Source organism: Endozoicomonas sp. 2B-B, assembly GCF_053470045.1.
The window spans coordinates 3,203,733-3,228,614 of record NZ_JBLZMU010000001.1 but is presented as its reverse complement, the minus strand read 5'-3'; the positions used below and the strand labels follow the sequence as shown (position 1 = coordinate 3,228,614).

General features: G+C 47.5%; 10 protein-coding genes. 6 read left to right on the top strand and 4 right to left on the bottom strand.

The genetic code is table 11. The annotated features are described in order from the left end of the window. Positions 1–16 precede the first annotated feature (16 nt). Positions 17–3,136, bottom strand: coding sequence for a hypothetical protein (locus ACOMHB_RS12345; protein WP_448216836.1), 3,120 nt, complete (start codon positions 3,134–3,136; stop codon positions 17–19). A 338-nt stretch (positions 3,137–3,474) separates the two neighbouring features. Between ACOMHB_RS12345 and ACOMHB_RS12340 the strand changes: the two genes are divergently transcribed. Continuing rightward, positions 3,475–7,182, top strand: a complete 3,708-nt coding sequence (locus ACOMHB_RS12340; protein WP_448216835.1) for a DUF4116 domain-containing protein — start codon at positions 3,475–3,477, stop codon at positions 7,180–7,182. A 102-nt stretch (positions 7,183–7,284) separates the two neighbouring features. Here ACOMHB_RS12340 and ACOMHB_RS12335 read toward each other — a convergent pair whose 3' ends face one another. Together ACOMHB_RS12335 and ACOMHB_RS12330 are read right to left on the bottom strand one after the other, a co-directional pair. After that, a complete protein-coding gene (locus ACOMHB_RS12335) occupies positions 7,285–7,809 on the bottom strand; it encodes a hypothetical protein (RefSeq protein WP_448216834.1) in 525 nt (174 codons plus the stop codon). Positions 7,810–8,109: 300 nt separating this feature from the next. Next, positions 8,110–11,229, bottom strand: coding sequence for a hypothetical protein (locus tag ACOMHB_RS12330; protein ID WP_448216833.1), 3,120 nt, complete (start codon positions 11,227–11,229; stop codon positions 8,110–8,112). A 269-nt stretch (positions 11,230–11,498) separates the two neighbouring features. On the opposite strand from ACOMHB_RS12330, the gene ACOMHB_RS12325 reads away from it, so the two are divergent. From ACOMHB_RS12325 to ACOMHB_RS12310, 4 genes are all read left to right on the top strand, one after another. Then, positions 11,499–15,299, top strand: a complete 3,801-nt coding sequence (locus ACOMHB_RS12325) for a DUF4116 domain-containing protein (protein WP_448216832.1) — start codon at positions 11,499–11,501, stop codon at positions 15,297–15,299. Positions 15,300–15,418: 119 nt separating this feature from the next. Beyond that, a complete protein-coding gene (locus tag ACOMHB_RS12320; RefSeq protein ID WP_448216831.1) occupies positions 15,419–19,174 on the top strand; it encodes a DUF4116 domain-containing protein in 3,756 nt (1,251 codons plus the stop codon). Positions 19,175–19,790: 616 nt separating this feature from the next. After that, positions 19,791–20,549, top strand: a complete 759-nt coding sequence (locus tag ACOMHB_RS12315) for a hypothetical protein (RefSeq protein WP_448216830.1) — start codon at positions 19,791–19,793, stop codon at positions 20,547–20,549. 249 nt (positions 20,550–20,798) lie between these two features. Then, positions 20,799–22,363 (top strand): IS3 family transposase gene (locus ACOMHB_RS12310; protein ID WP_448215008.1). Its coding sequence is split into 2 segments (ribosomal slippage): positions 20,799–21,252 and positions 21,252–22,363, totalling 1,566 coding nucleotides; the frame shifts between segments, so codons are not numbered across the junction. Between the two features lie 434 nt (positions 22,364–22,797). On the opposite strand, the gene ACOMHB_RS12305 is transcribed toward ACOMHB_RS12310, so the two are convergent. After that, positions 22,798–23,781 (bottom strand): transposase, encoded by a 984-nt coding sequence (locus ACOMHB_RS12305; protein WP_448216829.1) that lies wholly within the window; start codon positions 23,779–23,781, stop codon positions 22,798–22,800. Between the two features lie 257 nt (positions 23,782–24,038). On the opposite strand from ACOMHB_RS12305, the gene ACOMHB_RS12300 reads away from it, so the two are divergent. Continuing rightward, the gene (locus tag ACOMHB_RS12300) at positions 24,039–24,854 is read left to right on the top strand and encodes a hypothetical protein (protein ID WP_448216828.1); all 816 of its coding nucleotides are present in this window, start codon (positions 24,039–24,041) and stop codon (positions 24,852–24,854) included. Positions 24,855–24,882: the final 28 nt, after the last annotated feature.

The window sequence follows — 24,882 nt, the reverse complement described above, 5'->3', positions numbered from 1 at the left end:
TTGTTGCGTCTTCGCTTCATTCCTTATACGGCAAAACACTAACATCACGATCAGGAACAACCTTCACGGGCACCAGCATTTCCTGCAGCTTTACCTTACCTTTCTTGTCATATCCCCTGAAACGTTTCTCATTAACCACCGCAAATCCTCTTTTCTCAAGCGCTCTTTTCGCCAGGGGTGATTTCAGGGTTTCCTGGGTTAATGTGCCGAGGCTCATGAGTATCCCTTTGGATTGCAGTCGTTGCACCTCCTGAACGATGGCCTCTTGTGTTTCAGTGCTCAGTAATCTGAAGCCATGGCGACATTGCATCTTTTCCAGGCGGGTCATTCTTTCAGGTACTCTGACTTGTCTGAGATCATGGAAACTGTTGTGGATGCCACGGGTAATCCCCTTTTTCTGGTCAGTCTTGCACTCTGTATGGTCAGGGCTGGTACAGGTGTTAATGCCTGCACGGCTGGCAATATAGCGCCGGACATTATCATCCAGGTATTTTTCCATGTTCTGCAGAGGCAGGGGCGTGTGTTCAAATTTATCGGTGATAGCGGTCCTGTCTGGCTGGAGCTGGAAAGTTTGAACATAGGGAACCGTCCGCAGGTCTTTGCTATCACTGCCAGTGACTTGTAGCAGATCAGCAGCACCGTGCATGGCGGCTTCCAGTTGCTGTTGCAAGTCCGGTTTCAGGGCAGGACCATGGGTGAAATTCCGGGTCAGTTGCGACGGCAGATCCAGACGCGATGGGTCAAACTGTCTGGGCTTTTGTCGGTCTTTGAAGAGTCCCGGGAACGAGGCATCAACCCCGCTGAATCGGATAAAGTCCATGCGGTCGGCAAAGCGCAATACATGCAGATAACCGCGAACCTGTGTGGACAGATTCTGGTCGCTCTTACCCTGTAGGTCGTCTTCCTTGCGGGCCAGTGCTTCGGCAATATCATTCAGCTGATGTTGTGGGTACTGCCCCTTCAGATCCCTCTTGAAATAGAAAGCCGCCTTGTCTTCTTCATCCTCTTTGGGGACATCTTCTGCAGCAGCATCATGATAGATGATCGCCAACGACAACAGGTTCTTTTCAGATTCAGAGAAACGCATCAGATCGGATTTCTCCAGCAATTCGATGTACCACAACAGATTGTTCCGGGCCCGCAATACATGACTGCAGTTGTGATCGGGCTTCCATACCCCGGGCAATGTGTCACTGCCAAGGCATTGGATGACTCGCTCAGGACCGGGGCGACGGTAATAATGCTGCAGTATTCTCAGAATGGTCTCTTCGTTATCCCTGGCATTGGGCAAAACCGGTGGAACGCTGAAGGCGTCAACGAGAAATTGCAACGCCTCTGGTTGCGTCAGGGAGGCAGGTTGGGCAGATCGACAGTCGCTGAGGCCGAGGGACTTTTGCAGTTCGACTATTTGTTGTTGCTCTGCTTTGACTTTTTCTGGCCATTGCTGGTAAAAGGGCTGTTTATCTCGGTATTTCCAGAGTGCTTTAATCCAGATGATATAGTCATCTGCACTCAGCTTTCCCAAGGATTCTTTGATGCCTTTAGGGCCGGTGTCAGCTATTTCTTTTCTCACGGCGCTTAATGTTTGCTCATTGGGCTTGCCAAAATGAAACAGTGCTAACAAATAATTCCTAAGTTGGTTAAAGGGATGATGTCCCTCAAAAGGTCGTTGAAGGACAAGGTAAAACGCTTCCTGCAGTTGTGCTGAACTGAGTCTCAGACAACGCTGATGAAACTCCAGCATCACAGCCGGATGATTGCAAGATGGGTGGCAAAGTATCATAGACCGTAAATCAATACCCTTGTAGGATAATCCCAATGCCTTCAGATGGCGGCAAAATCTTACTGAATAAAAATCCTTTAGAATGTTGTTGGCGGTTTGCTCATTAACAGACACTCCGCATCTGGCCAGATCAGTGGCTAATTGGACAAAAATTTCTTCCTGTTTAGCTGTCCAGCTCATACACTGGTCTTCGTCAGCTTCTGTCTCTCTGTGAAGATGGTCGTAAAGACATAATTCGCCTGCTGATTCGATCAATACATCAAATAGTGTTTGGTATTCTCCTTCGTAAAATACTTTCTTTTGTACAGGGAAACCCTGGTCTATTAATTTCCGTAAGCGTTGATGAGTGGAGGAATCCGGGTTCGTTACCAGTTTCATAATATCCTCAACCTGAACCGGATGCCGCTGTGTTGGCAGATGCTGTTGATTCAGAATTTCTGCTTTTAACGGCAATGGCAGAAGATTCAATAACATCATCAGGATCTCTTCAGAAATGTTGTGGGATATCGCAAAATTTCTAAGCCTGGCTTCATTAAGCTTTAACAGATGATCACTGGGGAGTTCATCCTCAAAATAAACCTCTGCAGAACCACCTTGCCTGGAAAAAACCAGCCAGGGCAATGGGTCTATGCCTAAAGCCTCCTCTAATTGGTGTTTATCCTGCAAATGATCGGTAATACTTTTGGCAATGTTCTCTTTTATAGTGAAAAAACACTTGATGTGTGATTTTGTATAGCCGGTGGTTAGCCATTCTGCAGGGTTTCTTAACTTTTCATTATCTTTTTCCCTGAATTCGGGCGCTTTGAATGTGCCGTTCGGTCGCAGTTCACCTGACGTAGACTTTCTGTATACACTACAGAGCCGGTCAGCTTGCTCGAGCTTTTTCAATCTCAGTGAGCTGTGGTCAGGGAGGCATTTAGTAGAAAGTTCATCCGGCTTTAAACCCCTGAGCTGTAAATGAGCTGTACAAGCATGATTTTTATAAGCAGCGAGCGTATCGGGTTTTAGAATGCCAACTGTGACATCTTTCGTTTGGGGTAATAAAGAAGGCACATCTTCGATAATCAGGTTGACGGGTCTTGGTGCTTTTGGATGCTCGTCATTATGGTCATGATAAACCGACTCTTTTTCGAATCTTGTATAACATGATTCCGAGTCGCACACCCCAATCTGCCGTGCACCCAAAGTGCCGGCCTTCAGAGCTGCGTGCAATTCCTGTCTTAGCTGCTCTCTGCTACCCGGGGACAGGCAGTGTGCAGTGTTTGAATTTTTGCCAGATTGCGCCGAACAACTCTCAGGGTTTGTAAACGATACTGTCGAGTGTGAATTTCTTGTTTTTGGTAATGAATCCATATCAATAACCCCTGGAGTAATTGCAAAATCATTGTGATGTCCGGATTAGAATTACCCCACTCGTATTGCCGCCCTGATGTTCCTGAAGCAAGGAAGCGTTAAACATAGAGATAAACCCGACGTCATTCCTGAGCCGCTGGTGAGTCACTGCTGACGATGAATACCTGACTTCATCGGGATGATGGTGTTGGTATTAAGGTTCTTTTAAAAACGGCACTATAGTTTCTGACTTTTTTACATCAAAAAAGTTCCTGCAGCTTAAACCCGGACTGACGATTAGTTGAAACTTTTTTCAAAAACACCGGTCAGATGTGAGAAGAATTATAGAGATCACAGTCATGGAAAAGGCTCAACCAACAACACCAGGCTTAACTTCACTGAAACCTGCCCGTAAGCCAGACTGCAACAGAGCATCTGCATTCGCTCGTTCTGTTATTTCTGCCAGGCAAGACTCTCCTTCTGGCATGGGGCACAGGACGGTTAATTCAGACAAAATACTTCTCTCTTGTCCTCAACTACCTGCTCGTGATATCAAACTTCCGAATACGGATAACCACAGACCTGCCAGCCATGACTTGCAGCTTGACACCTTGTCAGTCACCGATGACAGGCAAACCCGGGCTTTTTTGGGCGGCAAGGGACTGTTTCTGCACCGTATGCAGCAGGCCAGGATCCCGGTTCCACCCTTTACTGTGGTTGACACAACCCTGGTCGCCAGGCTGGAGCAACAGCCTTTCCCCGCAAAATGCCTGTTGCCCTTTTTGCCAGATATTGACATGCGAGGCCAGGAATCATTCAGCCTGGAACAATTGTGCGCGTTCGTTAGCGAACTCCCCCATCAACAACAATCAGAATGGCTTAAGGGGTTATCCGGATTTATTGCCAGTGAGGCTTTCTATCAACAGGTCAAAAATATCAGTGCTGCCGAGGATATTCGTCATCGCTACTTCATGCTTCAGCAACAAGCCAGCGAAGCGTGCATCGTTCGCAGTTCCGGTGTCGATGAAGACCGTTTCGGCAATGCCCAGGCCGGTCGCTATGATTCCCGGGTTCATGGTGGCGGCGATATTCTGAAAACCTGTCTGCAAGTCCTGTCGTCCGCCTACCGGCCTGAAGTCTGTCCAAACGGACAGGTAAAGCCCATGGCGCTGGTTCTGCAGCAGTGCATCCATTGCCAGCTGGGGGGTGTAGTGATCAGCCACTCAACCTTACAGGACGATACCATTCAGGTGGAATTTGCTCCGGGTCAACCCCGGGGGGCGGTCTCCGGACATACAGGCATCTGCCCTCATCGCTTCAGGATCAGGCGCAATGATGACGAAAACAGTCAACCGGATCGGCAATTTACCGCTGGAGACGTTACCACACAGTTTGTTCTGGAAAAAATCACCGACGAAGAGACCGATGAAACGGGTTATATCGAACAGAGCACCACGGCAACCACCGATGCAAAAGACATCAGGCTTTCTGACAAGATATTGCAAAAACTGCAGGAATACACAGAACAGCTGGAAGATATGTTCTGTTGCCCGGTGGATATTGAGTTCGGCGTGTCTATGTTAGGGCAATTGTACCTGTTCCAGTGTCGGCCAGTGACCCAGCTGCCGGGCAGTACCCGTTTCTCTGCACCAGCACCAGCCGTGTCGATGGCTGAAGGAATCATGGTCAGTGAAGGTTGCTGCAGTGGTTTGGCCCTGGCGGTCAACGAACCGGTCAACGCAGAACAGATCCCGTCCGGAACCCTTCTTTTTGCCAATCACGCCAGTGACTGGATGCTGGCACCCGATATTTTAAAACGTCTGGGCGGCTGTGTGTTCAAACAAGGGGGAACCAACGATCATGTTGCCATCACCCTGCGTCAGGCGGGTATACCCTGTCTGTTGGCTGGTTGTCAGTATTCTCAGGCATTAAGACAGAGCAGCGGACAACAGGTAACACTGGTGGCAGGCAGTTTTGCCGGCAGCCCCGGAGCCTGTTTGCTGACCGGCGACCAGTCTGCCTTCTGGCAGGCCAATAGCACCAGTTCCGGTCAGGATATCATCGGCTTACCCGCAACCATTCCTGTAGAACCACCCGAGTTCACCAGAGTCGATGAAGGTTTTGGCTGGCTGAATCGCCAGAATGACCGGTTGCTGGACTACTTTCGCGCTGACCGGTTACTAAGCCATTGCCTTGGACCAGGACGAAGCAAGGCAATCAGCATGTCAGCAAACCGATCGGATCTGTTGTCACAACTTGGCAGGGAGATTCATCTTCTGCAGGGCGATCTGCAACAATTTTTATCCGGTTATCGGCGTTATTTAGATCTGGCCGTCGGGTCTGAAGCGGTTGCTATACCCTCCAAAATCCAGCCCTTTACCGATGAACTCCCGTACCTTGAAACACAATTGATAGACCTGGAGGATGCCATTGATGACCTTTACACAGAAGTGGTCACGCCGCTGGCTGGCAATGAAGAATTGCCCTCCCGGCGGACGGATTTCGGACAATGGCTGAGAGACTGCCAGACCTTGCTGGATACATTGCAAAAACTGAACCAGCCCAGTTATGAATGCGAAATCTGTACTGTCCACGACCTGATCTACTGGCTTCATCAGCAATTTGTCAACGCTCTCGCGCCGGTGGCTGGCGCATCCGGCCAGGGAAAAATTACCGAAGTTGAAGAAGACAAAACGCTGGTTGAGATACTCCCCCGGGGAGTTTCCGGACTATTAGACGACAATTGCATCTCGGTACTGGGCAAGCCTAGTTTATTTGAACTAAGCGTGCTGAATATGGTGGATGCCGCCTTTGTTAATGCAACTCTGGGAGTGCACATCTGTACCATAACCATGCTGGAACAGGCCGAGGGAGGCAAGGGCCGAACACTCCGCCTCAACATCTCAGATGATTTTTCCCAAGACAAGAAAAACGAGCACTTACAGGGTAAATTGAAGCGTTTCTGGTTTTTGGTCCAGACACTGCGTTGCGCATCATTAGATAAAAGTTCACGGCCAATGGCGATCAGCTTCAATCAAAGCGCGGGAAAAATGACCATAGAGTATACCCGGTTTGATTCCACACCAGCATTACAGAAGGCCTTTGTGGAATTGGTGAACATTCTGTCCGGGCTCACCTCCATGGATATATCAATCAACCAATTTAATTTCAGTAAAAATAACGACAAATGGTATTTTGAAACGCTGGTTAAAAGGTGTCAAAACGGGCTGGACGAACCTTTAAATAACTGGACGTTCAAACATTGCCTGGTATTGGATGCAATCAATGACAGGGAGGCAGATTATTGGGATCATGAATATACTTTCCTTGATTATCTGGATAGCGAATACAAGCTGTTTTTTGATATGGCCAGTAAAGCTTGTCATTTTATTGAGGCAACTGAAGATCCGAATAGAAATTCAGAACTTCGCCAAATATTTAATGCTGATACCAAACACCTTGAGCCGAATGATGCTGCAAGAATAATAAAAGAACTGCTATGTAGCATGGCCATTGCAAGCGAGTGGCAAGGGCGAGAAGCCTGCATTGAACTGCTGCGAGAGGACTTTGATTTAGATCATGACAGGGATCTGGTGCTTTCGCTGGTTCAGCAAAGCCCGGAAATATTCGGTTTGATCGCCGACCTGTTTAAAGATGATACTGACATAGCGAAATCTGCCATAGAACAGCAAGGAGATTTGTTAGCTTATGCCAGCGAACGTCTCAGAAATGACAAGTCGCTGGTTAAGCTTGCCGTCAATAATTATGCGGATGCACTCAAATATGCCAGCACAGACCTCAGGAATGACCCGCAAGTGGTTTTGTTGGCTACCAGAAGCTATTTTCCTGCCTTTTACTATGCCGGACAGACAGCAAAAAACAATAAAGTCCTGTTGAAGACAATCATTGAGGAAAATCCTTTAGCCATGTTCTATGTCGCTGATTCCCTTAAAAATGACAAGGATTTTGTCTTGTCTCTGCTCTCACGCGTTCCCCAAATCTACGTATACCTTAGCGACGAACTGAAATCTGATCCGGATATTCAGTCTGCAGCTGAAAGGATGTAGTGGAATGGGTGACCATTCTGTCAGGTCTGACCTCCATGGATCTGTCAATCAACCCATTTAATCTCAGTAAAAATACTGACAAATAGTATCTTGAAACGCTGATTAATCCGATGAAATTACTTCACTTTGGCGAAGGCGCTCGTAATGCTCAGATTCATCATATGAGGGTGGAGCATTCGTTCTGTCTTGATCCCGGGGGATGCCTGAACGACGCTGGTTTGCGTCTCGCTCTGCCTGAATTCTAACTGCTCTTTGAAGATCTCCTAATCGCTGACATTCTTTAATAAAGGCTGCCTCGGCCTGAAAACCTGCTTGCCCGCCAAGAATGAACCCGGTTACCACAGCACCCACAACCCCCAGAGGGCCAAGTGACAATAGGTGCCCGGCAGCCAAACCGCAAGCGATACCGGTAGAAATACCGACTTTCCTCATTTGTAAGCCCGGACCAAACCGTATTTCAGCAGGATTATGACATGTCCAATCACGGGCATCCCAGAGGAAGTTTTCGTAGAAAGATTTTTTTACGGTCAGCCGCAGAAACTTGCCAACATTTGAATCCGTGCTTGAATCCGTTTGTGTACCTCGGTCAATTGTTTGATGACTGGGTGTTTGAGTGTTTACATTCATAATAAGTTACTTCTGTTTTTAAATTATAAATCGTTCAAATTACTTTACCCTCACAGAGAATAAGTTTTACCGACACTTGTGATCATATATTTCACAAAATATTCAGCGCATATTTGTAGTATCAAGTAATCTGACAACGGAATTAAGCTGATTTCTTTAATCCCTGCGGCTTTAGACAGTGCCACTACAAAATAATTCCATTAATCATTTATCATTTCTAAACAGTCCGCATTCAAACCTGCCTGCAAGGTGTCAGTTTGTTGCGATTTTGCCTCGTCTCTTTATGAGGGCTGGCTGTATCTATTCCAGCCAGCCTTGTAGCTTGTTCGCTTCATCAGGATCAGGCGGAACCTTCACGGGCACCAGCATTTCCTGCCGATTTACCTTACCTTTCTCGTCATATCCCCTGAAGCGCTTCTCCTTAACCACCGCAAATCCTCTTTGCTCAAGCGATTCTTTCGCCAGAAGTGATTTCAGGGTTTTCTGGGTTAATGTGCCAAGGCTCATGAGTATCCCTTCGGATTGCAGTCGTTGCACCTCCTGAACGATGGCCTCTTGTGTTTCAGTGCTCAGCAATCTGAAACCGTGGCGACATTGCATTTTTTCCAGACGGGTCATTCTTTCAGGCACTCTGACTTGTCTGAGATCATGGAAACTGTTGTGGATGCCACGGGTAATCCCCTTTTGCTGGTCCGTTTTGCACTCTCTATGGTCAGGGCTGGAACAGGTGTTAATACCTGCACAGCTGGCAATATAGCGCCGGACGTTATCATCCAGGTATTTTTCCATGTTCTGCAGAGGCAGGGGCGTCTGTTCAAATTTATCGGTGATAGCGGTCCTGTCAGGCTGGAGCCGGAAAGTTTGAACATAAGAAAGCGTCCGGAGGTCTTCATGATCACTGCCAGTGACCTGTAGCAGATCAACAGCACCGTGCATGGCGGCTTCCAGTTGCTGTTGCAAGTCCGGTTTCAGGGCAGGATCAAGGCTGAAATTCCGGGTCAGTTGCGACGGCAGATCCAGGCGCGATGGGTCAAACTGCCAGAACTTCTGTCGTCCTGTCAAGAACCCCGGGAACGAGGCATCAACCCCGGTGAATCGGATAAAGTCCATGCGGTCAGCAAAGCGCAGTACATGCAGATAACCGCGAACCCGTGTGGAAATATTCTGGTCACTCTTACCCTCTACGTCATCTTCCTTGCGGGCCAGTGCTTCGGCAATATCATCCAGCTGATGTTGTGGGTACTGCCCCTTCAGATCCCGCTTGAAATAGAAAGCCGCCTTGCCTTCTTCATCCTCTTTAGGGACATCTTCTGCAGCGGCATCATGATAGATGATTGCCAATGACAACAGGTTCTTTTCAGGTTCAGAGAAATGCATCAGATCGAATTTCTCCAGCAACTCGATATACCACATCAGATTGTTCCGGGCCCGCAATACATGACTGCAGTTGTGATCAGGCTTCCATACCCCGGGCAATGTGTCACTGCCAAGGCATTGGATGACTCGCTCCGGTCCGGGACGTCGGTAATAATGCTGCAGTATTTTCAGAATGGTCTCCTCGTTATCCCTGGCATTGGACAAAACCGGTGGTACGCTGAAGGCGTCGACGAGAAATTGCAACGCCTCTGGTTGCGTCAGGGAGGCGGATTGGACAGATCGACAGTCGGTGAGGCCGAGGGACTTTTGCAGTTTGACTATTTGTTGCTGCTCTGTTTTGACTTTTTCTGGCCATTGCCGGTAAAAGGACTCTTGATCTCGCCATTCCCAGAGTGCTTTAACCCAGTGGATATAATCATCTGTGCTTAACGTTCCCAGGGCTTTTTTAATGCCGATAGCGCTGGTGTCTGCTATTTTTTTTCTGATGGCGCTTAATGTTTGCTCATTGGGCTTGCCAAAATGAAACAACGCCAGTAAATAATTCTTAAGTTGTTTACAGGGATGATGTCCCTCAAAAGGTCCTCGAAGGACAAGGTGAAACGCTTCCTGCAGTTGTGCTGAACTGAGTCTCTGGCAACGTTGATGAAACTCCAGCATCACAGCCGGATCGGTGATAGAGTCGAGATCAATCATTAAAGTCCATAAGTCTGCACCCTGGTAGGATACTCCCAATGCCTTCAAATGGCAGAAAAGTCTTTTTGAATAAAATTCCTCTAAAAGTCTACTGGTGGTTTTCTCAGTAACAGGCACTCCACATCTGGCCAGATCAGTGGATAATTGGATAATGATATCTTCCTGATAATCTGCCCAGCTCTGGCACTGGAATTCGTCATTACCCGTCATTCTGTAAAGCTTATCGTTCCGCCAGGATACGGTTGCTGACTTGATCAATAAATCAAATATTGTTTGGTATTCTCCCCGGTAAAGTACTTTTTTTTGAACAGGGAAACCCTGGTCTATTAACTCCCGTAAGCGTTCACGAGTGAAGCAATCCGGATTCGTTACCAGTTTTATAATGTCCTGAGCTCGAAACTGCACCGTTGGCAGATGCTGTTGATTCAGAATTTCTGCTTTTAACGACATTGGCAGAAGATTCAATAACCTCTTCAGGATCTCTTCAGAAATGTTATGGGATATCGCAAAATCACCAAGCCTGGCTTCATTAAGCGTCAACAGATGATCACAGTGGAGTTCATCCTCAAAATAAACTTCTGCAGAACCACCTTGCCGGGAATAAACCAGCCAGGGCAATGGGTCTATGCCAAAAGCCTCTTCTAATTGGTGTTTATCCTGCAAATGATCGCTAATACCTTTGGCAATGTTCTCTTTTACAGTCAAAAAACACTTGATTTGTGATTTTGTATACCCGGTCGTGAGCCATTCTGCAGGCTGTCTTAACTTTTTATTATCTTTTTCCCTGAATTCGGGCGGTTTGAATGTGCCATTTGGACGCAGTTCACCTGACGTAGACTCTCTATAGACACTACAGAGCCGGTCAGCTTGCTCGAGCTTTTTCAATCGCAGTGAACTGTGGTCAGGTTGGCATTTAGTAAGCAGTTCATCTGGTTTTAACGTATTTTCCTCTAAAGAAAATGTACCGGCATGATCTTTATAAGCAGCGAGCGTATCGGGTTTTAGAATGCCGACTATGACATCGTTCGGTCTTACTAACATCGAGGGCACGTCTTCGATAATCAGGTTGACAGGTCTTGGTGCTTTTGGAAGCTCGTCGTTATGGTCAAGATAAACCGACTCTCTTTCGAATCTTGTATAACATGATTCCGAGTCGCGCACCTCAATCTGTCGAGCACCGAAAGTGCCTGCCTTCAGAGCTGCCCGCAATTCCTGTCTTAGCTGTTCTTTGCTACACCGGGACAGACTATGTGAAGTGTTTGATTTTTTGCCAGACTGCGCAGAACAACTCTCAGAGTTGGTAAACGATACTGTCGAGAGTAAATTTCTTGTTTTTGGTAATGAATCCATTTCAATATTCCTTAGAGACATTGGAAAGTCATTGTGATGTCCGGATTAGAATTACCTCACTCGTATTGCCGCCAGGAGCCTGACGATAAAATAACTGCCTTCATCGGGATGATGGTGTTGACATTAAGGTTCATTTAAAACCGGTATTGATGCTTTCTGACTTTTTTATATCCAAAAAGTTCCTGCCGCCTGGATCCGGACTGACGGGTAGTTGAAACTTTTTTCAAAAGCACCGGTCAAAGGTAAGAGGGATTAAGGAGATCACAGTCATGGAAAAGACTCAACCAACAACGACGGGCTTTACTTTGCCCGAATCTGCCAGTGCAGCAGACCGCTGCATCGGACGGGCATTCGCTCATTCTGTTATTTCTGCCGGGCAAGACTCGCCTCCTTGCGTGGGGCACATGACGGATGATTCAGATAAAACCGTTCTCTCTTGTCCTCAACTACCTGATCGTGATATCAAACTTCCGAATACGGATAACTGCGGGTCTGCCAGCCATAACTTGCAACCTGCCACCTTGCCAGCCACCGATGACAGGCAATCCCGGGCCTTCGTGGGCGGCAAGGGGCTGTTTCTGCAGCGTATGCAGCAGGCCGGGATCCCGGTTCCACCCTTCACTGTGGTTGACACAACCCTGATCGCCAGGCTGGAGCAACAGTCTTTTCCCGCAAAATGCCTGTTGCCTTTTTTGCCAGATATTGACACGCGGGGTCAGGCATCATTCAGCCTGGAACAATTACGCACGATCATTACCGAACTACCGCATCAGCAACAATCAAAATGGCTCAAGGGGTTATCCGAATTTATTGCCAGTGAGGATTTCTATCAACAGGTAGAAAATATCAGTGCTGCCCGGGATATTCGTCATTGCTACTTCATGCTTCGGCAACAAGCCAGCGAAGCCTGCATCGTTCGCAGTTCCGGCGTTGATGAAGACTGCTTCGGCAACGCCCAGGCCGGTCGCTATGATTCCCGGGTTCATGGTGGCGGCGATATCCTGAGAACCTGCCTGCAAGTCCTGTCATCCGCCTATCGGCCTGAAGTCTGTCCAAAAGGACAGGTAAAGCGCATGGCGCTGATCCTGCAGCAGTGCATTCATTGCCTGCTGGGGGGCGCAGTGATCAGCCACTCAACACTAAAGGACAATACCATTGAGGTGGAATATGCACTGGGTCAACCCCGGGGGGCGGTCTCCGGAACCACAGGTATCCGCCCCCATCGTTATTCGATCAAGCGCAGTGACGACGAAAACAGTCAACCAGATCGGCAATTTACCCCGGGTGATATTACGACACAGTTTGTCCTGGAAAAAATCACCGATGAAGAGACCGGTGAAGCGGGTTATATCGAACGCAGCAACACGGCAACCACCGATGCAAAAGACATCATGCTCTCTGACGAGATATTGCAAGAGCTGCAGAAAAACATAGAAAAGCTGGAAGATATGTTCTGTTGCCCGATCGATGCTGAGTTCGGCGTGGATAGCGATCTGCAACTCCACGTGTTCCAAAGTCGACCAGTGACCGAGCTGCCGGGCAGTACCCGTTTCTCTGCACCTGTGCCAACCCTGCCACTGGCTAAAGGAACCATGGTCAGCGAAGGTTGTTGCAGTGGTGTCGCCCTGATGGTCACCGAACCGGTCAATGCGGAACAGATTCCACCCGGTGCCATTCTGTTTGCCAATCACGCCAGTGACTGGATGCTTGCGCCCGATATTTTAAAACGTCTGGGCGGCTGTGTGTTCAAACAGGGGGGAACCAACGATCATGTTGCCATTACCCTGCGTCAGGCGGGTGTACCCTGTCTGTTGGCTGGTTCTCAGTATTCTGAGGCATTAAAACAGAGCAGCGGAGAACAGGTAACACTGGTGGCAGGCAGTTTTGCCGGCAGCCCCGGCGCCTGTTTGCTGTCAGGCGACCAGTCTGCCTATTGGCAGGCCAAGAGCACCACTTCCGGTCAGGATATCATCAGCTCAGCCGCAACCAGTCCTGCGGAACCACCCGACTTCACCCGTGTCGACGACGGTTTTGCCTGGCTGAATCGCCAGAATAACCGGTTGCTTGACTATTTTCACCCTGACCGTATAACAAGTCGCTGCCTTGGCCCGGGCCGAAGTAAGGCAGTCAGCATGTCAGCAAACCGATCGAAACTATTACAACAACTTGACCTTGAGATTCAGCAACTACAGAAGGATTTAGACCTGTTTGTCTCTGGTTATCAGCACTTTTTAGGTCTGGCCACAGCATCTGAATCAAATACTGCACCATCCAAAGTCAAACCCTTTACCGTGGAAATCCATCTCCTTGAAAAACACTGCAAAAGCCTGAAAGATGCCATTGATAAGCTGCGCTTAAAGGTGGTCTTGCCACTGACCACCGAGCTGGAATTACCCGACCAGCCCGCGAATTTCAGACAGTGGCTAAGCGATTGCCAGACCTTGCAAGATACATTGCAAAAACTGACCCGGCCCACATTTATACTCAATATTAGTTCTGCCCACGACCTGGTTTACTGGCTTCATCAGCAATTCGTTCTTGCACTCGACTCGGTGGCAGAAGCATCAGGGCAGGGACAAATCACCAAAATTACAAACGCCAGAGTGCTGATTAATATACTCCCTCAGGGCGCTTTGGGACTATTAAACGACAATTGCATGTCGGTAGCGAACAAACTTCCCATAGCAAGTCTACGCATGCTTAATATGGTGGATGCCGCTTTTGTCAGTGCGAAACTCGGAGTGCACGTCTGCACGATAAGCATGCTGGAAGAGGCCGAAGGAGGCAGGGGCCGTACACTCCGCCTCGACATCTCTGATAGATTTTCTGAAGACCAGGAAAACACACACTTACAGGGTAAATTGAAGCGTTTCTGGTTTTTGGTCCAGACACTGCGCTGCGCATCAATTGATAGTCATTCACTGCCAATGGCAATCAGTTTCAATAAAAATGCATGGAAAATGACCATAGAATACACACAGGTTGATTCAAAAAAATCATTACAAGAGGGCTTTGTGAATTTAGTGACTATTCTGAGAGGACTGACCGACCTGGATATGTCAATTAACAAATTTAATCGCGGTAAAAATCTTGACGAATGGAATTTTGAAACGCTGGTTAAAAAGTCTCAAACCGGGCTGAGTGACTCTGTAAATAACTGGATATTCAAACATTGCCTGATAGTGGATGTATTCGAAAGCCGCGACCTGCTCCAATGTTACAAAAACTATGCGTTCGTTGATTATCTGGACGACGAATGCAAGTTGTTACATGAAATGGCCAAAAAAACTCATGAAACTCTTGAGGCATTTCGGGCCTGGTACAGAAGTTCAGAACTTCGCCAAATGTTAGCCGATGCCAGCAAACAGCTCAAACCCGATGATGCGGCAAGAATAACAAAGGAACTGCTGACCCATATGGTCATTGAAGACTTCCACCCAGATCTTGCTTTTACACTCTTGCGTGAGGACTTTAATTTAGATCTCGATAGGGAACTGGTGCTTTTCCTGATAGAACAAAACCCTATGTTATTCCGTTATGTCTCCGACGCATTCAGGGATGATTTCGAAATAGCCAAGTCTGCAATAGGATCGCAAGGGCGGTTATTAAAATATGCCAGCGATCGTCTCAAAAAGCATAAACCGCTGGTAATGCTTGCCATTAGTGATGTTACCTGTGTTGCGCTTGCTTTTGCCAGTACCGATCTCAAAAATGCCCCTGATGTGGTTATGGCAGCTACCCGACATAATTTTAATTCCATAAAATATGCCGGGCAGACGGCAAAAAACAACGAATCCCTCTTGAGAGTCCTCATTGCAGAAAACCCTAAGGTCCTGATCTATGCAACTGAGTCCCTTAAAAATGACAAGGACTTTGTCCTGCCGCTGCTCTCAGGGAAAATCCGCAGTTACGAAAAAGCCGACATTTACAAATGTCTCAGTGACAGACTGAAATCGGATCCGGATATTATGGCTGCAGTCGGGCACCCGATTAAAGTTAAACCTGAAACCGCAAGTTCAGATCAGCCTGAAAAGCCGAAAGATAAAAAGCGTTCGTGTGTCATCCTGTGACTCTGATTTTCACCTTCTGAGTACGCTTTTGTGAACTGATGTGGTGCAGACAAAGAGGCCCGGTAGCGGAATAAAGTAAGGGTCTCATTTCAAGGAGAGAAATCAAGGAGATTAAAGCTATGGAGAGCATTCAACCAACAAGAACAGGCCCGACTGAGGACAAATCCGCCAGGTTGTCGGCTGCTCAGGCAGCATACGCACTCACCCGTTCTATCACTCCTAACGATCATGAGAGCCCTCCTCACAAGCAGCTGCGGTTAATGGAGGTTGATCCAGGTGAAGCTTTCCCGTCTTTTACTCCGCTATCCGCTCGTGGTATCGAACGCCCGGATACGAAAAATAGCAAGCCTGCCTGCCATGACTTGCCAGCTGGCATTTCTACTCTCATCACAGACGAGCAAATCCGATCCTCTTTTGGCGGCAAGGGACTGTTTCTGCACCGTATGCAGCAGGCCAGGATACCGGTTCCACCCTTCACTGTGGTTGACACAGCCCTGATCGCCAGGCTCGAGCAACAGCCTTTCCCCACAAAATGCCTGTTGCCCTTTTTGCCAGATATTGACACGCGAAGTCAGGCATCATTCAGCCTGGAACAATTGCGCAGGACCGTTACCGAACTACCGCATCAGCAACAATCAAAATGGCTCAAGGGGTTATCCGAATTTATTGCCAGTGAGGACTTCTATCAACAGGTAGAAAATATCAGTGCTGCCGAGGATATTCGTCATCGCTACTTCGTGCTTCAGCAACAAGCCAGCGAAGCCTGCATCGTCCGCAGTTCCGGCGTTGATGAAGACCGCTTCGGCAATGCCCAGGCCGGTCGCTATGATTCCCGGGTTCATGGTGGCGGCGATATCCTGAAAACCTGCCTGCAAGTCCTGTCCTCCGCCTACCGGCCTGAAGTCTGTCCAAACGGACAGGTAAAGCCCATGGCGCTGGTCCTGCAGCAGTGCATTCATTGCCTGCTGGGGGGTGCAGTGATCAGCCACTCAACACTACAGGACAATGCCATTCAGGTGGAATATGCTCTGGGTCAGCCGCGGGGGGCGGTCTCCGGAACAACAGGAATTCGCCCCCATCGCTATACAATCAGGCGCAGTGACGATAAAAACAGTCAACCAGATCGGCAATTTACCCCGGGTGATATTACGACACAGTTTGTCCTGGAAAAAATCACCGATGAAGAGACCGGTGAAGCGGGTTATATCGAACGCAGCAACACGGCAACCACCGATGCAAAAGACATCATGCTCTCTGACGAGATATTGCAAGAACTGCAGAAAAACATAGAAAAGCTGGAAGATATGTTCTGTTGCCCGATTGATGCTGAGTTCGGCGTGGATGGCGATCTGCAACTCCACATGTTCCAGAGTCGACCAGTGACCCAGCTGCCGGGCAGTACCCGTTTCTCTGCACCTGTGCCAACCCTGCCAGTGGCTAAAGGAACCATGGTCAGTGAAGGTTGTTGCAGTGGTGTCGCCCTGATGGTCACCGAACCGGTCAATGCGGAACAGATTCCGCCCGGAACCATTCTGTTTGCCAATCACGCCAGTGACTGGATGCTGGCACCCGATATTTTAAAACGTCTGGGTGGCTGCGTGTTCAAACAGGGAGGAACTAACGATCATGTTGCCATCACCCTGCGTCAGGCGGGTATACCCTGTCTGTTGGCTGGTTCTCAGTATTCTGAAGCATTAAGACAGAGCAGCGGACAACAGGTAACACTGGTGGCAGGCAGTTTTGCCGGCAAGTCCGGAGCCTGTTTGCTGACCGGCGACCAGTCTGGCTTCTGGCAGGCCAAGAGCACCATTTCCGGTCAGGATATCATCAGCTCAGCCGCAACCAGTCCTGCGGAACCACCCGACTTCACCCGTGTCGACGACGGTTTTGCCTGGCTGAATCGCCAGAATCACCGGTTGCTTGACTATTTTCACCCTGACCGTATAACAAGTCGCTGCCTTGGCCCGGGCCGAAGTAAGGCAGTCAGCATGTCAGCAAACCGATCGAAACTATTACAACAACTTGACCTTGAGATTCAGCAACTACAGAAGGATTTAGACCTGTTTGTCTCTGGTTATCAACACTTTTTAGGTCTGGCCACAGCATCTGAATCGAATACTGCACCATCTCAAGTCAAAAATCTTATCAAGGAAATCCGACTCCTTGAAGAACAATGCAAAAGCCTGAAAGATGCCATTGATAAACTGCGCTTAAAGGTAGTCTTGCCGCTGACCACCGGTCTGGAATTACCCGACCAGCCCGCAAATTTCAGACAGTGGCTAAGCGATTGCCAGACCTTGCAGGATAGATTGCAAAAACTGACCCGGTCCAGATTTGTGCGCGATATTAGTTCTGCCCACGACCTGATTTTCTGGCTTCATCAGAAATTCGTTCTTGCACTCGACTCGGTGGCAGCAGCATCAGGACAGGGACAAATCACCAAAATTTCATACACCGAAGTGCTGATTAATATACTCCCCCAGGGCGCCTGGGGACTATTAAACGACAATTGCATGTCGGTACTGAGCAAACTTGCCACATTAAGGCTACGGATACTTAATATGGTGGATGCCGCTTTTGTCAGTGCAACACTCGGAGTACACGTCTGCACTATATCCATGCTGGAACAGGCCGAGGGAGGCAAGGGCCGTACACTCCGCCTCGACATCTCTGATAAATTTTCCCAAGACGAGGAAAACACACACTTACAGGGTAAATTGAAACGTTTCTGGTTTTTGATCCAGACACTGCGCTGCGCATCGATTGATAGTCATTCACTGCCAATGGCAATCAGTTTCAATAAAAATGCATGGAAAATGACCATAGAATACACTCAGGTTGATTCAAAAAAAGCATTACAAGAGGGCTTTGTGAAATTAGTGACTGTTCTGAGCGGACTGACCGACCTGGATATGTCAATCAACAAATTTAATCGCGGTGAAAATCTTGACGAATGGAATTTTGAAACGCTGGTTAAAAAGTCTCAAACCGGGCTGAGCGACTCTGCAAATAACTGGATATTCAAACATTGCCTGGTTGTGGATGTATTCGAAAGCCGCAACAGGCATCAATGTCAAAAAAACTATGCGTTCGTTGATTATCTGGACGACGAATGCAAGTTGTTACATGAAATGGCCAAAAATACTCATGAAACTCTTGAGGCATTTCAGGGCTCGTACAGAAGTTCAGAACTTCGCCAAATGTTAGCCGACGCCAGCAAACGACTCAAACCCGATGATGCGGCAAGAATAATAAAGGAACTGCTGACCCACATGGTCATTGAAGACTTCCACCCGGAGCTTACTTTTACACTCTTGCGTGAGGACTTTGATTTAGATCACGATAAGGACCTGGTGCTTTTCCTGATAGAACAAAACCCGATGTTATTCCGTTATGTCTCCGACGCATTCAGGGATGATTTCGAAATAGCCAAGTCTGCAATAGGATCGCGAGGGCGATTATTAGAATATGCCAGCGATCGTCTCAAAAAGCATAAACCTCTGGTAATGCTTGCCATTAGTGATCCTGGCTATCCTGCGCTTGAGTATGCCAGTACCGATCTCAAAAATACCCCAGATGTGGTTATGGCAGCTACCCGATATAGTTTTCATTCCATAAAATATGCCGGGCAGACAGTAAAAAACAACGAATCCCTCTTGAGAGTCCTCATTGCAGAAAACCCTATGGTCTTGATCCATGCAACTGAGTCCCTTAAAAATGACAAGGACTTTGTCCTGCCAGTGCTCTTGGGAAATACCCGCACTTACGAAAATGCCGACATTTACAAATATCTCAGTGACAGACTGAAATCGGATCCGGATATTATGGCTGCAGCCGGGCGCCCGATTGAAGTTGAACCTGAAACCGAAAGTTGAGATTAGCTTGAAAAGCCGAAAGATAAAAAGCGTTCGTGTGTCATCCTATGACTCTGATTTTCACCTTCTGAGTGCGCTTTTGTGAACTGATGTAGTGCAGAAAAAGAGGCCCGGTAACGGAATAAAGTAAGGGTTTCATTTCAAGGAGATTAAAGCTATGGAGAGCATTCAACCTACAAGATCAGGCCCGACTTAGGACACTGCAAACAAATCTGCCCGGTTATCGGCTGGTCACGCAGCGAACGCACTCACCGGTACTGTCACTCCTTACGATCATGAGAGTCCTTCTTATGAGAGCGCTTCTCGCAAGCAATTGCAGTTAATGAAGGTTTGCTCAAGTAATGAGCCAATCTCATTCAGATTGCTCTGCCTGATCACAGCAGATGTTGTTGCCAGTATTGCTGAAGAGCACATGTGCAATCAGACATACGTTGTAAAGACTTGGAAGCTTCAGTTATGCTGTCATTGAGAGCGTTGGTGTGCTCGACCGGTCATTGGGAATTTTTCTGGTCAAGGATGAACCTTTACGGTTTTTGAGTGCTTCACAACCTGTCTGCCTCACATTATTCAGGTAGAAGGCCCTGTTTTTCAACCCGGAATTAAGGATTTAGTACCCATGGATGGTTTTCAAAAAGCGTTTTTTAACTTGACTGTCATAGCAGCGCTTTCAGTAACTCTTGCTTCCCCAGCGACGGCTGAAGAGGTCATGGGCAAAGGCAATAGATTTTCTGTGGCCGGAAATTATGATTCTGCCGGTATCGATAACTCAGGCTATCTCAACATAGACGGTAATATGAATATTACTGGCCCTTTTAGCAACAGGGTGGGTGGCAATATTAACGTCTCTATGGGGCTGAACATTTCCGGAAGCACATTGACGGCCACCAATTCGGGAGCATTGACTGCCGCAAGTTACTGGAGTAACGGACACTTTAATAATAATGCGGGAGCGGTCGCATCCCTCGGAGTTATGAAAAGCAGTGGTAATGTGAGGAATGCGGGTACCTTGTCAATGCTGCAGGAATCTGTTGTTGCTGACTTTAATGGCTCCGGAGGTACCACCAATATCACAGTTACAAAGATTGATTATTTCAATAATATGAACCCCCTGCTTTCCGCCACCGGAAAAATCAGACTTGATTCTGACTCAAAGATCGTAATCAACGTTTCCGAGGATATACTGACCAGCACCATACTCGATGTTGTTATTGCTGTGAGCGGTGATGATCTGGAGTTTAATAACAGTTCGGAAAACAGGGTTTTTGATCGTAGTCACCATTTTATTACTTCTGGCAGTGACTTTATGAAGGTCACCAATATCGAAATGTCGGTCTATGGCATCAGGGCCGACTTTGAAGTGAAAAGAAAAAAGTAAGTCATAAATGCTCCAGTGCCACCCAGACCACAGGTTTTAAGTACCTGGCCAGTTGGTTTCGCATATTCTGGCGAGTGGATTTTTTCATCCTTCAAGGCGCAACGACGGGCGCGTAGCCATAGCTACGCAACCAGAGTTGGAACGCAGAAGGATGGAAAAAGCCGCCGTCCAGAACCCGCTGTGTCAGGATAGTTGTCCCGCTCACTGATTAACCAATAAAAGCTAGACAGTGGGCGATGGACGTTGAATATGCCTCGTTTTTCAGAGGAACGTAAATCAGCTGTTTTGAAAAAACTGTTACCACCACACAATCGCTCTGTGCCGGATGTTGCCAGAGAGGAAGGTATCAGCGAACAAACCCTGTATAATTGGCGTAAAAAACTACGGGACAAAGGATTACCTGTGCCAGGGAACGAACAAAAATCAGAACAATGGTCTGCTGAAAGCAAGTTTGCCGTGGTCGTCGAAACCGCTGCTTTGTCAGAAACAGAGTTAAGTGAATACTGCCGTAAAAAAGGGCTTTATCCTCAACAAGTCAAGGAGTGGAAGCACGCTTGTATTTCAGGTGCTGTTCAGGCTTCTCAGCGTGCAGACCAGGAAAGCAAGCAATTAAAACAAGAGCGTAAGCGCAATCAGAGCCTTGAAAAAGAGCTTCGCCGTAAAGACAAGGCGTTGGCAGAAGCTGCAGCCCTGCTGGTGCTATCAAAAAAGCTCGATGCCTTCTACGGGATAGACAGCGAGGACAACTGACACCTGTCGATAAGCGCCGCCAACTGCTGACATGGTTTGATGAGGCTATAGCAAACGGCGCTTCTCGCTGGAAGGCTGCTGAACAATTGGAAATATCCCTGAAAACACTGAATCGCTGGCGCGATGACAATGGTGCAGTGTTAACGGACAAACGCCCGGATGCCTTGCGCCCGGTACCCTCTAACAAACTGACTGAGGAAGAGGAGCAACGTATTCTGACTATCAGTAATGAAGATGAGTATGCGAGCCTGCCACCATCGCAGATCGTGCCAGCCCTTGCAGACAAGGGAGTATACGTTGCTTCTGAATCTAGCTTTTACCGTGTGTTGAAAAAGTATGGTCAGTTGCACCACCGCGGTCGTTCAAGAAAGCGATCGAAAAGCAACAAGCCGACAACCTATGTTGCTACTGGCCCTAACCAGGTCTGGTGTTGGGACATCAGTTACATACCTTCCAGGGTACGCGGCCAGTTCTGGTACCTCTACCTGATACTGGACGTTTACAGTCGTAAGATTGTTGGTTGGGAGATTCATAGCCGTGAGTCTGGTGAGTTAGCCAGTGAACTGATTAACCGGACAATGGTGGCTGAAAAATGCACTAAAACACCGCTTGTACTGCACTCAGACAATGGGGCTCCAATGACGTCGAGTACCTTTAAGGCCAAGCTTGAGGAATTGGGCATTATTCCCTCTCATAGTCGCCCAAGGGTGAGTAATGATAACGCATTTGCAGAATCGATCTTTAAAACGGTGAAGTACTGTCCTCAGTGGCCATCTCAAGGTTTTCTGACGTTAGAACACAGTCGACAGTGGATGCTGAAGTTTGAGCGCTTTTATAACAATGAACACCGCCATAGCTCAATCCGCTTTGTGACACCTGCGCAACGGCATGAGAAAAGAGATCAGGAAATCCTGAATCACCGGAAACAGGTGTATACCAAAGCGCGAGAAGCTAATCCAACGCGCTGGTCAGGAGTTATCAGAAACTGGGAGCCTGTAGGTGCGGTTGCACTGAATCCTGAGCGGTTGTCTGAAGCAAGAATTAACGAGAAAAAGGCAGCCTAAAATTCAGTTTTCGGGACAACTATCTTGAAAAACTCCGAGAATGTGCGAAACCAACTGGTTAGGTACTTAAGGGGGATGCCAGACCTGACAATGCTGAGATTAGTACAAAAAAATAAAAAAAATTAAAAAATAATTAAAAAAAAAAAATTAAAAAAATTAAGACACCCAAAAAAAATTAAGACACCCATAAAAAAATAAAAAAAATAAAAAATTAAGACACCCATAAAAAAAAATAAAAAATTAAGACATTCAAAAATGTGTACTCCCAAAAAGGATCAGAAAAATCTATCTTCAAGTAGCGTATCAACGAACCACACAGCGCCACCCAACGAACAGAGGCTGTTCAAGCCATAATTCAGGCAATACAAATACATTCCGACATAAGTCGAAGAGAGATAAAGAGAGGGTCTTTGACGTCTTAACTGACTTCTACGCTAACCTGTCAGGTACAAACGACTGCAAGCGTTTAAACCTCGAAGCCACTTCTGTCCGGCTTCAAGTGCATAAGCCTTCATCGCCTTCAGACGGCCAACTGCCCGATAAAAACGATTATTCCATTGCATGGTTTTCAGCCACTCATCCGGATCAATGTCCAATCTTTCAAGAATCGGAGGGGTACACGACGGGATGGAACCTTTCTTGTCTGCCCTGACAATGCGGCCACTCCAGTCAACCAGTTCCAGATAGTCGTGAAGAAGGTACGGAAGGGCAACGTCCGTATTCTGGCCCTGCAAACAAAAAGGTTTCAGGGTCAGCGGCTGATTTTTAGTCTCAGAATGTGTACCCTGCTCTACGCGTTCCTGAATCGACGTGTAGTCTGATTCTTCCGGTGTTTCTACCTTTCCAGCCCGAATCGGATTCAAGTCAACGTAGGTCATGCAGGTCAGTAACGCTGCTTCGTCCAGCAATGCCTGGCTTTTAAAGCGTCCTTCCCAGAAGCGTCCTTTACACTCGTCTTCTTTGTTGGCCTCACGAGCAAGATGTTCATTCAGGCAGCGCATAAACCAGCTGATATCCGTTAAACGACGCCGGTATTCCTCAGCATATTCATCGATACGGGCCAATTCAGCTCTGCCCAGCTTGTCAGCGGCCAGATGCCTTTGCACCAGAAGCGGACCTCTGAACAAGGTCGTCCAACGGTGAAGCACTTGATTCCGTGACCAGCCTCTGGCAGATGACTGATTGATGTGCAAAACCACATGATAATGATTCGACATGACAGCGTAAGCACAGACTTCGATAGCAAAGACTGAAACCAGTTCCCGGAGTTTATCCACCACCCACTGACGGCGATGCTCGTAGTTCTTGCCAGTCAGGTGGTTCTCTCCACAGAGGTAAGCCTGACGAACACATCTTGCCATGCAGTGGTAATAAGGCGTTGTGCCGGGATCAATCAGGGTATTGCGAGCTTGGGCCATGAACTCACCTGTCTGGGTAAAAAATCAGTGATGGGTGAAAAAGTAGACCAGGTGGATGGTAAAGCAAATTTATGGGTGTCTTTTTGATTGGAACTTTTTTTATTTGGTTGCGTCCAAATTAGTACAGGACGCAGTTGTTCATTTTGAGCTGAAGCTCGCGGATTTTTCCGGGCTGCAACTCATCGAGTTCAAAAGGCGCCTGCAAATTCTGGGCAGTGACTACGGAATAACCCAACAACCAAGTAAAGGAGAATCTTATGAATAATTTTAACTCTTATGGAACTAATCAATCTACTGCGGGTCCTTACCAGAAGCTAATGGAGCCAGATAGGCAGAAAGCCATCATAGAAAATTTTGATAAAAATAAAGCCCCTCGCTTTATAGACACTTCTGATTATAGATATCGCTTTGAGACTAGAGGATTGTCTTCATATTCTATTAAGACTTCTGATGATAATTCAGAAAACAATGATAATAAAATCTTACAATTGCATGTGGATGAACGTGAATGGATTGGGATCAATGAGAATGTTCAAGCTACAGAGATTAATGGTTGCTTGTTCGCCATTCATGTTCCTGATAATGCTGAATTCTATAATGCATGGCATTTTAACTCGGTGAACAAGGCAATTTTAGCCGACGATTTAATAGAAGCCATGTTCACGATGGAGAATCCTCTTGAAGTTAGATCAGCTTACCGCGAAGCTGAGTCCTGGCTAGAAATGCTGAGTCTATATCCCGGGACGAGCTATTTATGTGCCAATGACGACGTTACAGATAAGCTCAGGAGTGTTTTTCGTGTCAGTCCGGCTAATTTCACAAAAACTGGAGAATCAGTAGCTGTTGACGTCACATTTAATATTGCTACCCGAACCTTTGAGGTGAGACATTCTCTTGAAGTTGACGCCGCTGACAGTGAGCTTGAATCCGGAAAAGAAATGCTGCAAGAGCATCCCGGGCCCAGCTATTTATATGGCCCTAACGACGCTGGAGATGATCTGGAAGGGAATCCTTCTGATATTGATGCGGCTGTACCAAAACCGGAAGACAAAGCTAACTCAGCCACGGAATAGATGGCATTGTTTGGGCCGCTCTTATTGA

Coding starts and splice junctions, on each gene's coding strand:
- ACOMHB_RS12315 (WP_448216830.1), top strand. CDS start 19,791: ATGGATGGTTTTCAAAAAGCGTTTTTTAACTTGACTGTCATAGCAGCG.
- ACOMHB_RS12345 (WP_448216836.1), bottom strand. CDS start 3,136: ATGGATTCATTACCAAAAACAAGAAATTCACACTCGACAGTATCGTTT.
- ACOMHB_RS12305 (WP_448216829.1), bottom strand. CDS start 23,781: ATGGCCCAAGCTCGCAATACCCTGATTGATCCCGGCACAACGCCTTAT.
- ACOMHB_RS12320 (WP_448216831.1), top strand. CDS start 15,419: ATGGAGAGCATTCAACCAACAAGAACAGGCCCGACTGAGGACAAATCC.
- ACOMHB_RS12330 (WP_448216833.1), bottom strand. CDS start 11,229: ATGGATTCATTACCAAAAACAAGAAATTTACTCTCGACAGTATCGTTT.
- ACOMHB_RS12340 (WP_448216835.1), top strand. CDS start 3,475: ATGGAAAAGGCTCAACCAACAACACCAGGCTTAACTTCACTGAAACCT.
- ACOMHB_RS12300 (WP_448216828.1), top strand. CDS start 24,039: ATGAATAATTTTAACTCTTATGGAACTAATCAATCTACTGCGGGTCCT.
- ACOMHB_RS12335 (WP_448216834.1), bottom strand. CDS start 7,809: ATGAATGTAAACACTCAAACACCCAGTCATCAAACAATTGACCGAGGT.
- ACOMHB_RS12325 (WP_448216832.1), top strand. CDS start 11,499: ATGGAAAAGACTCAACCAACAACGACGGGCTTTACTTTGCCCGAATCT.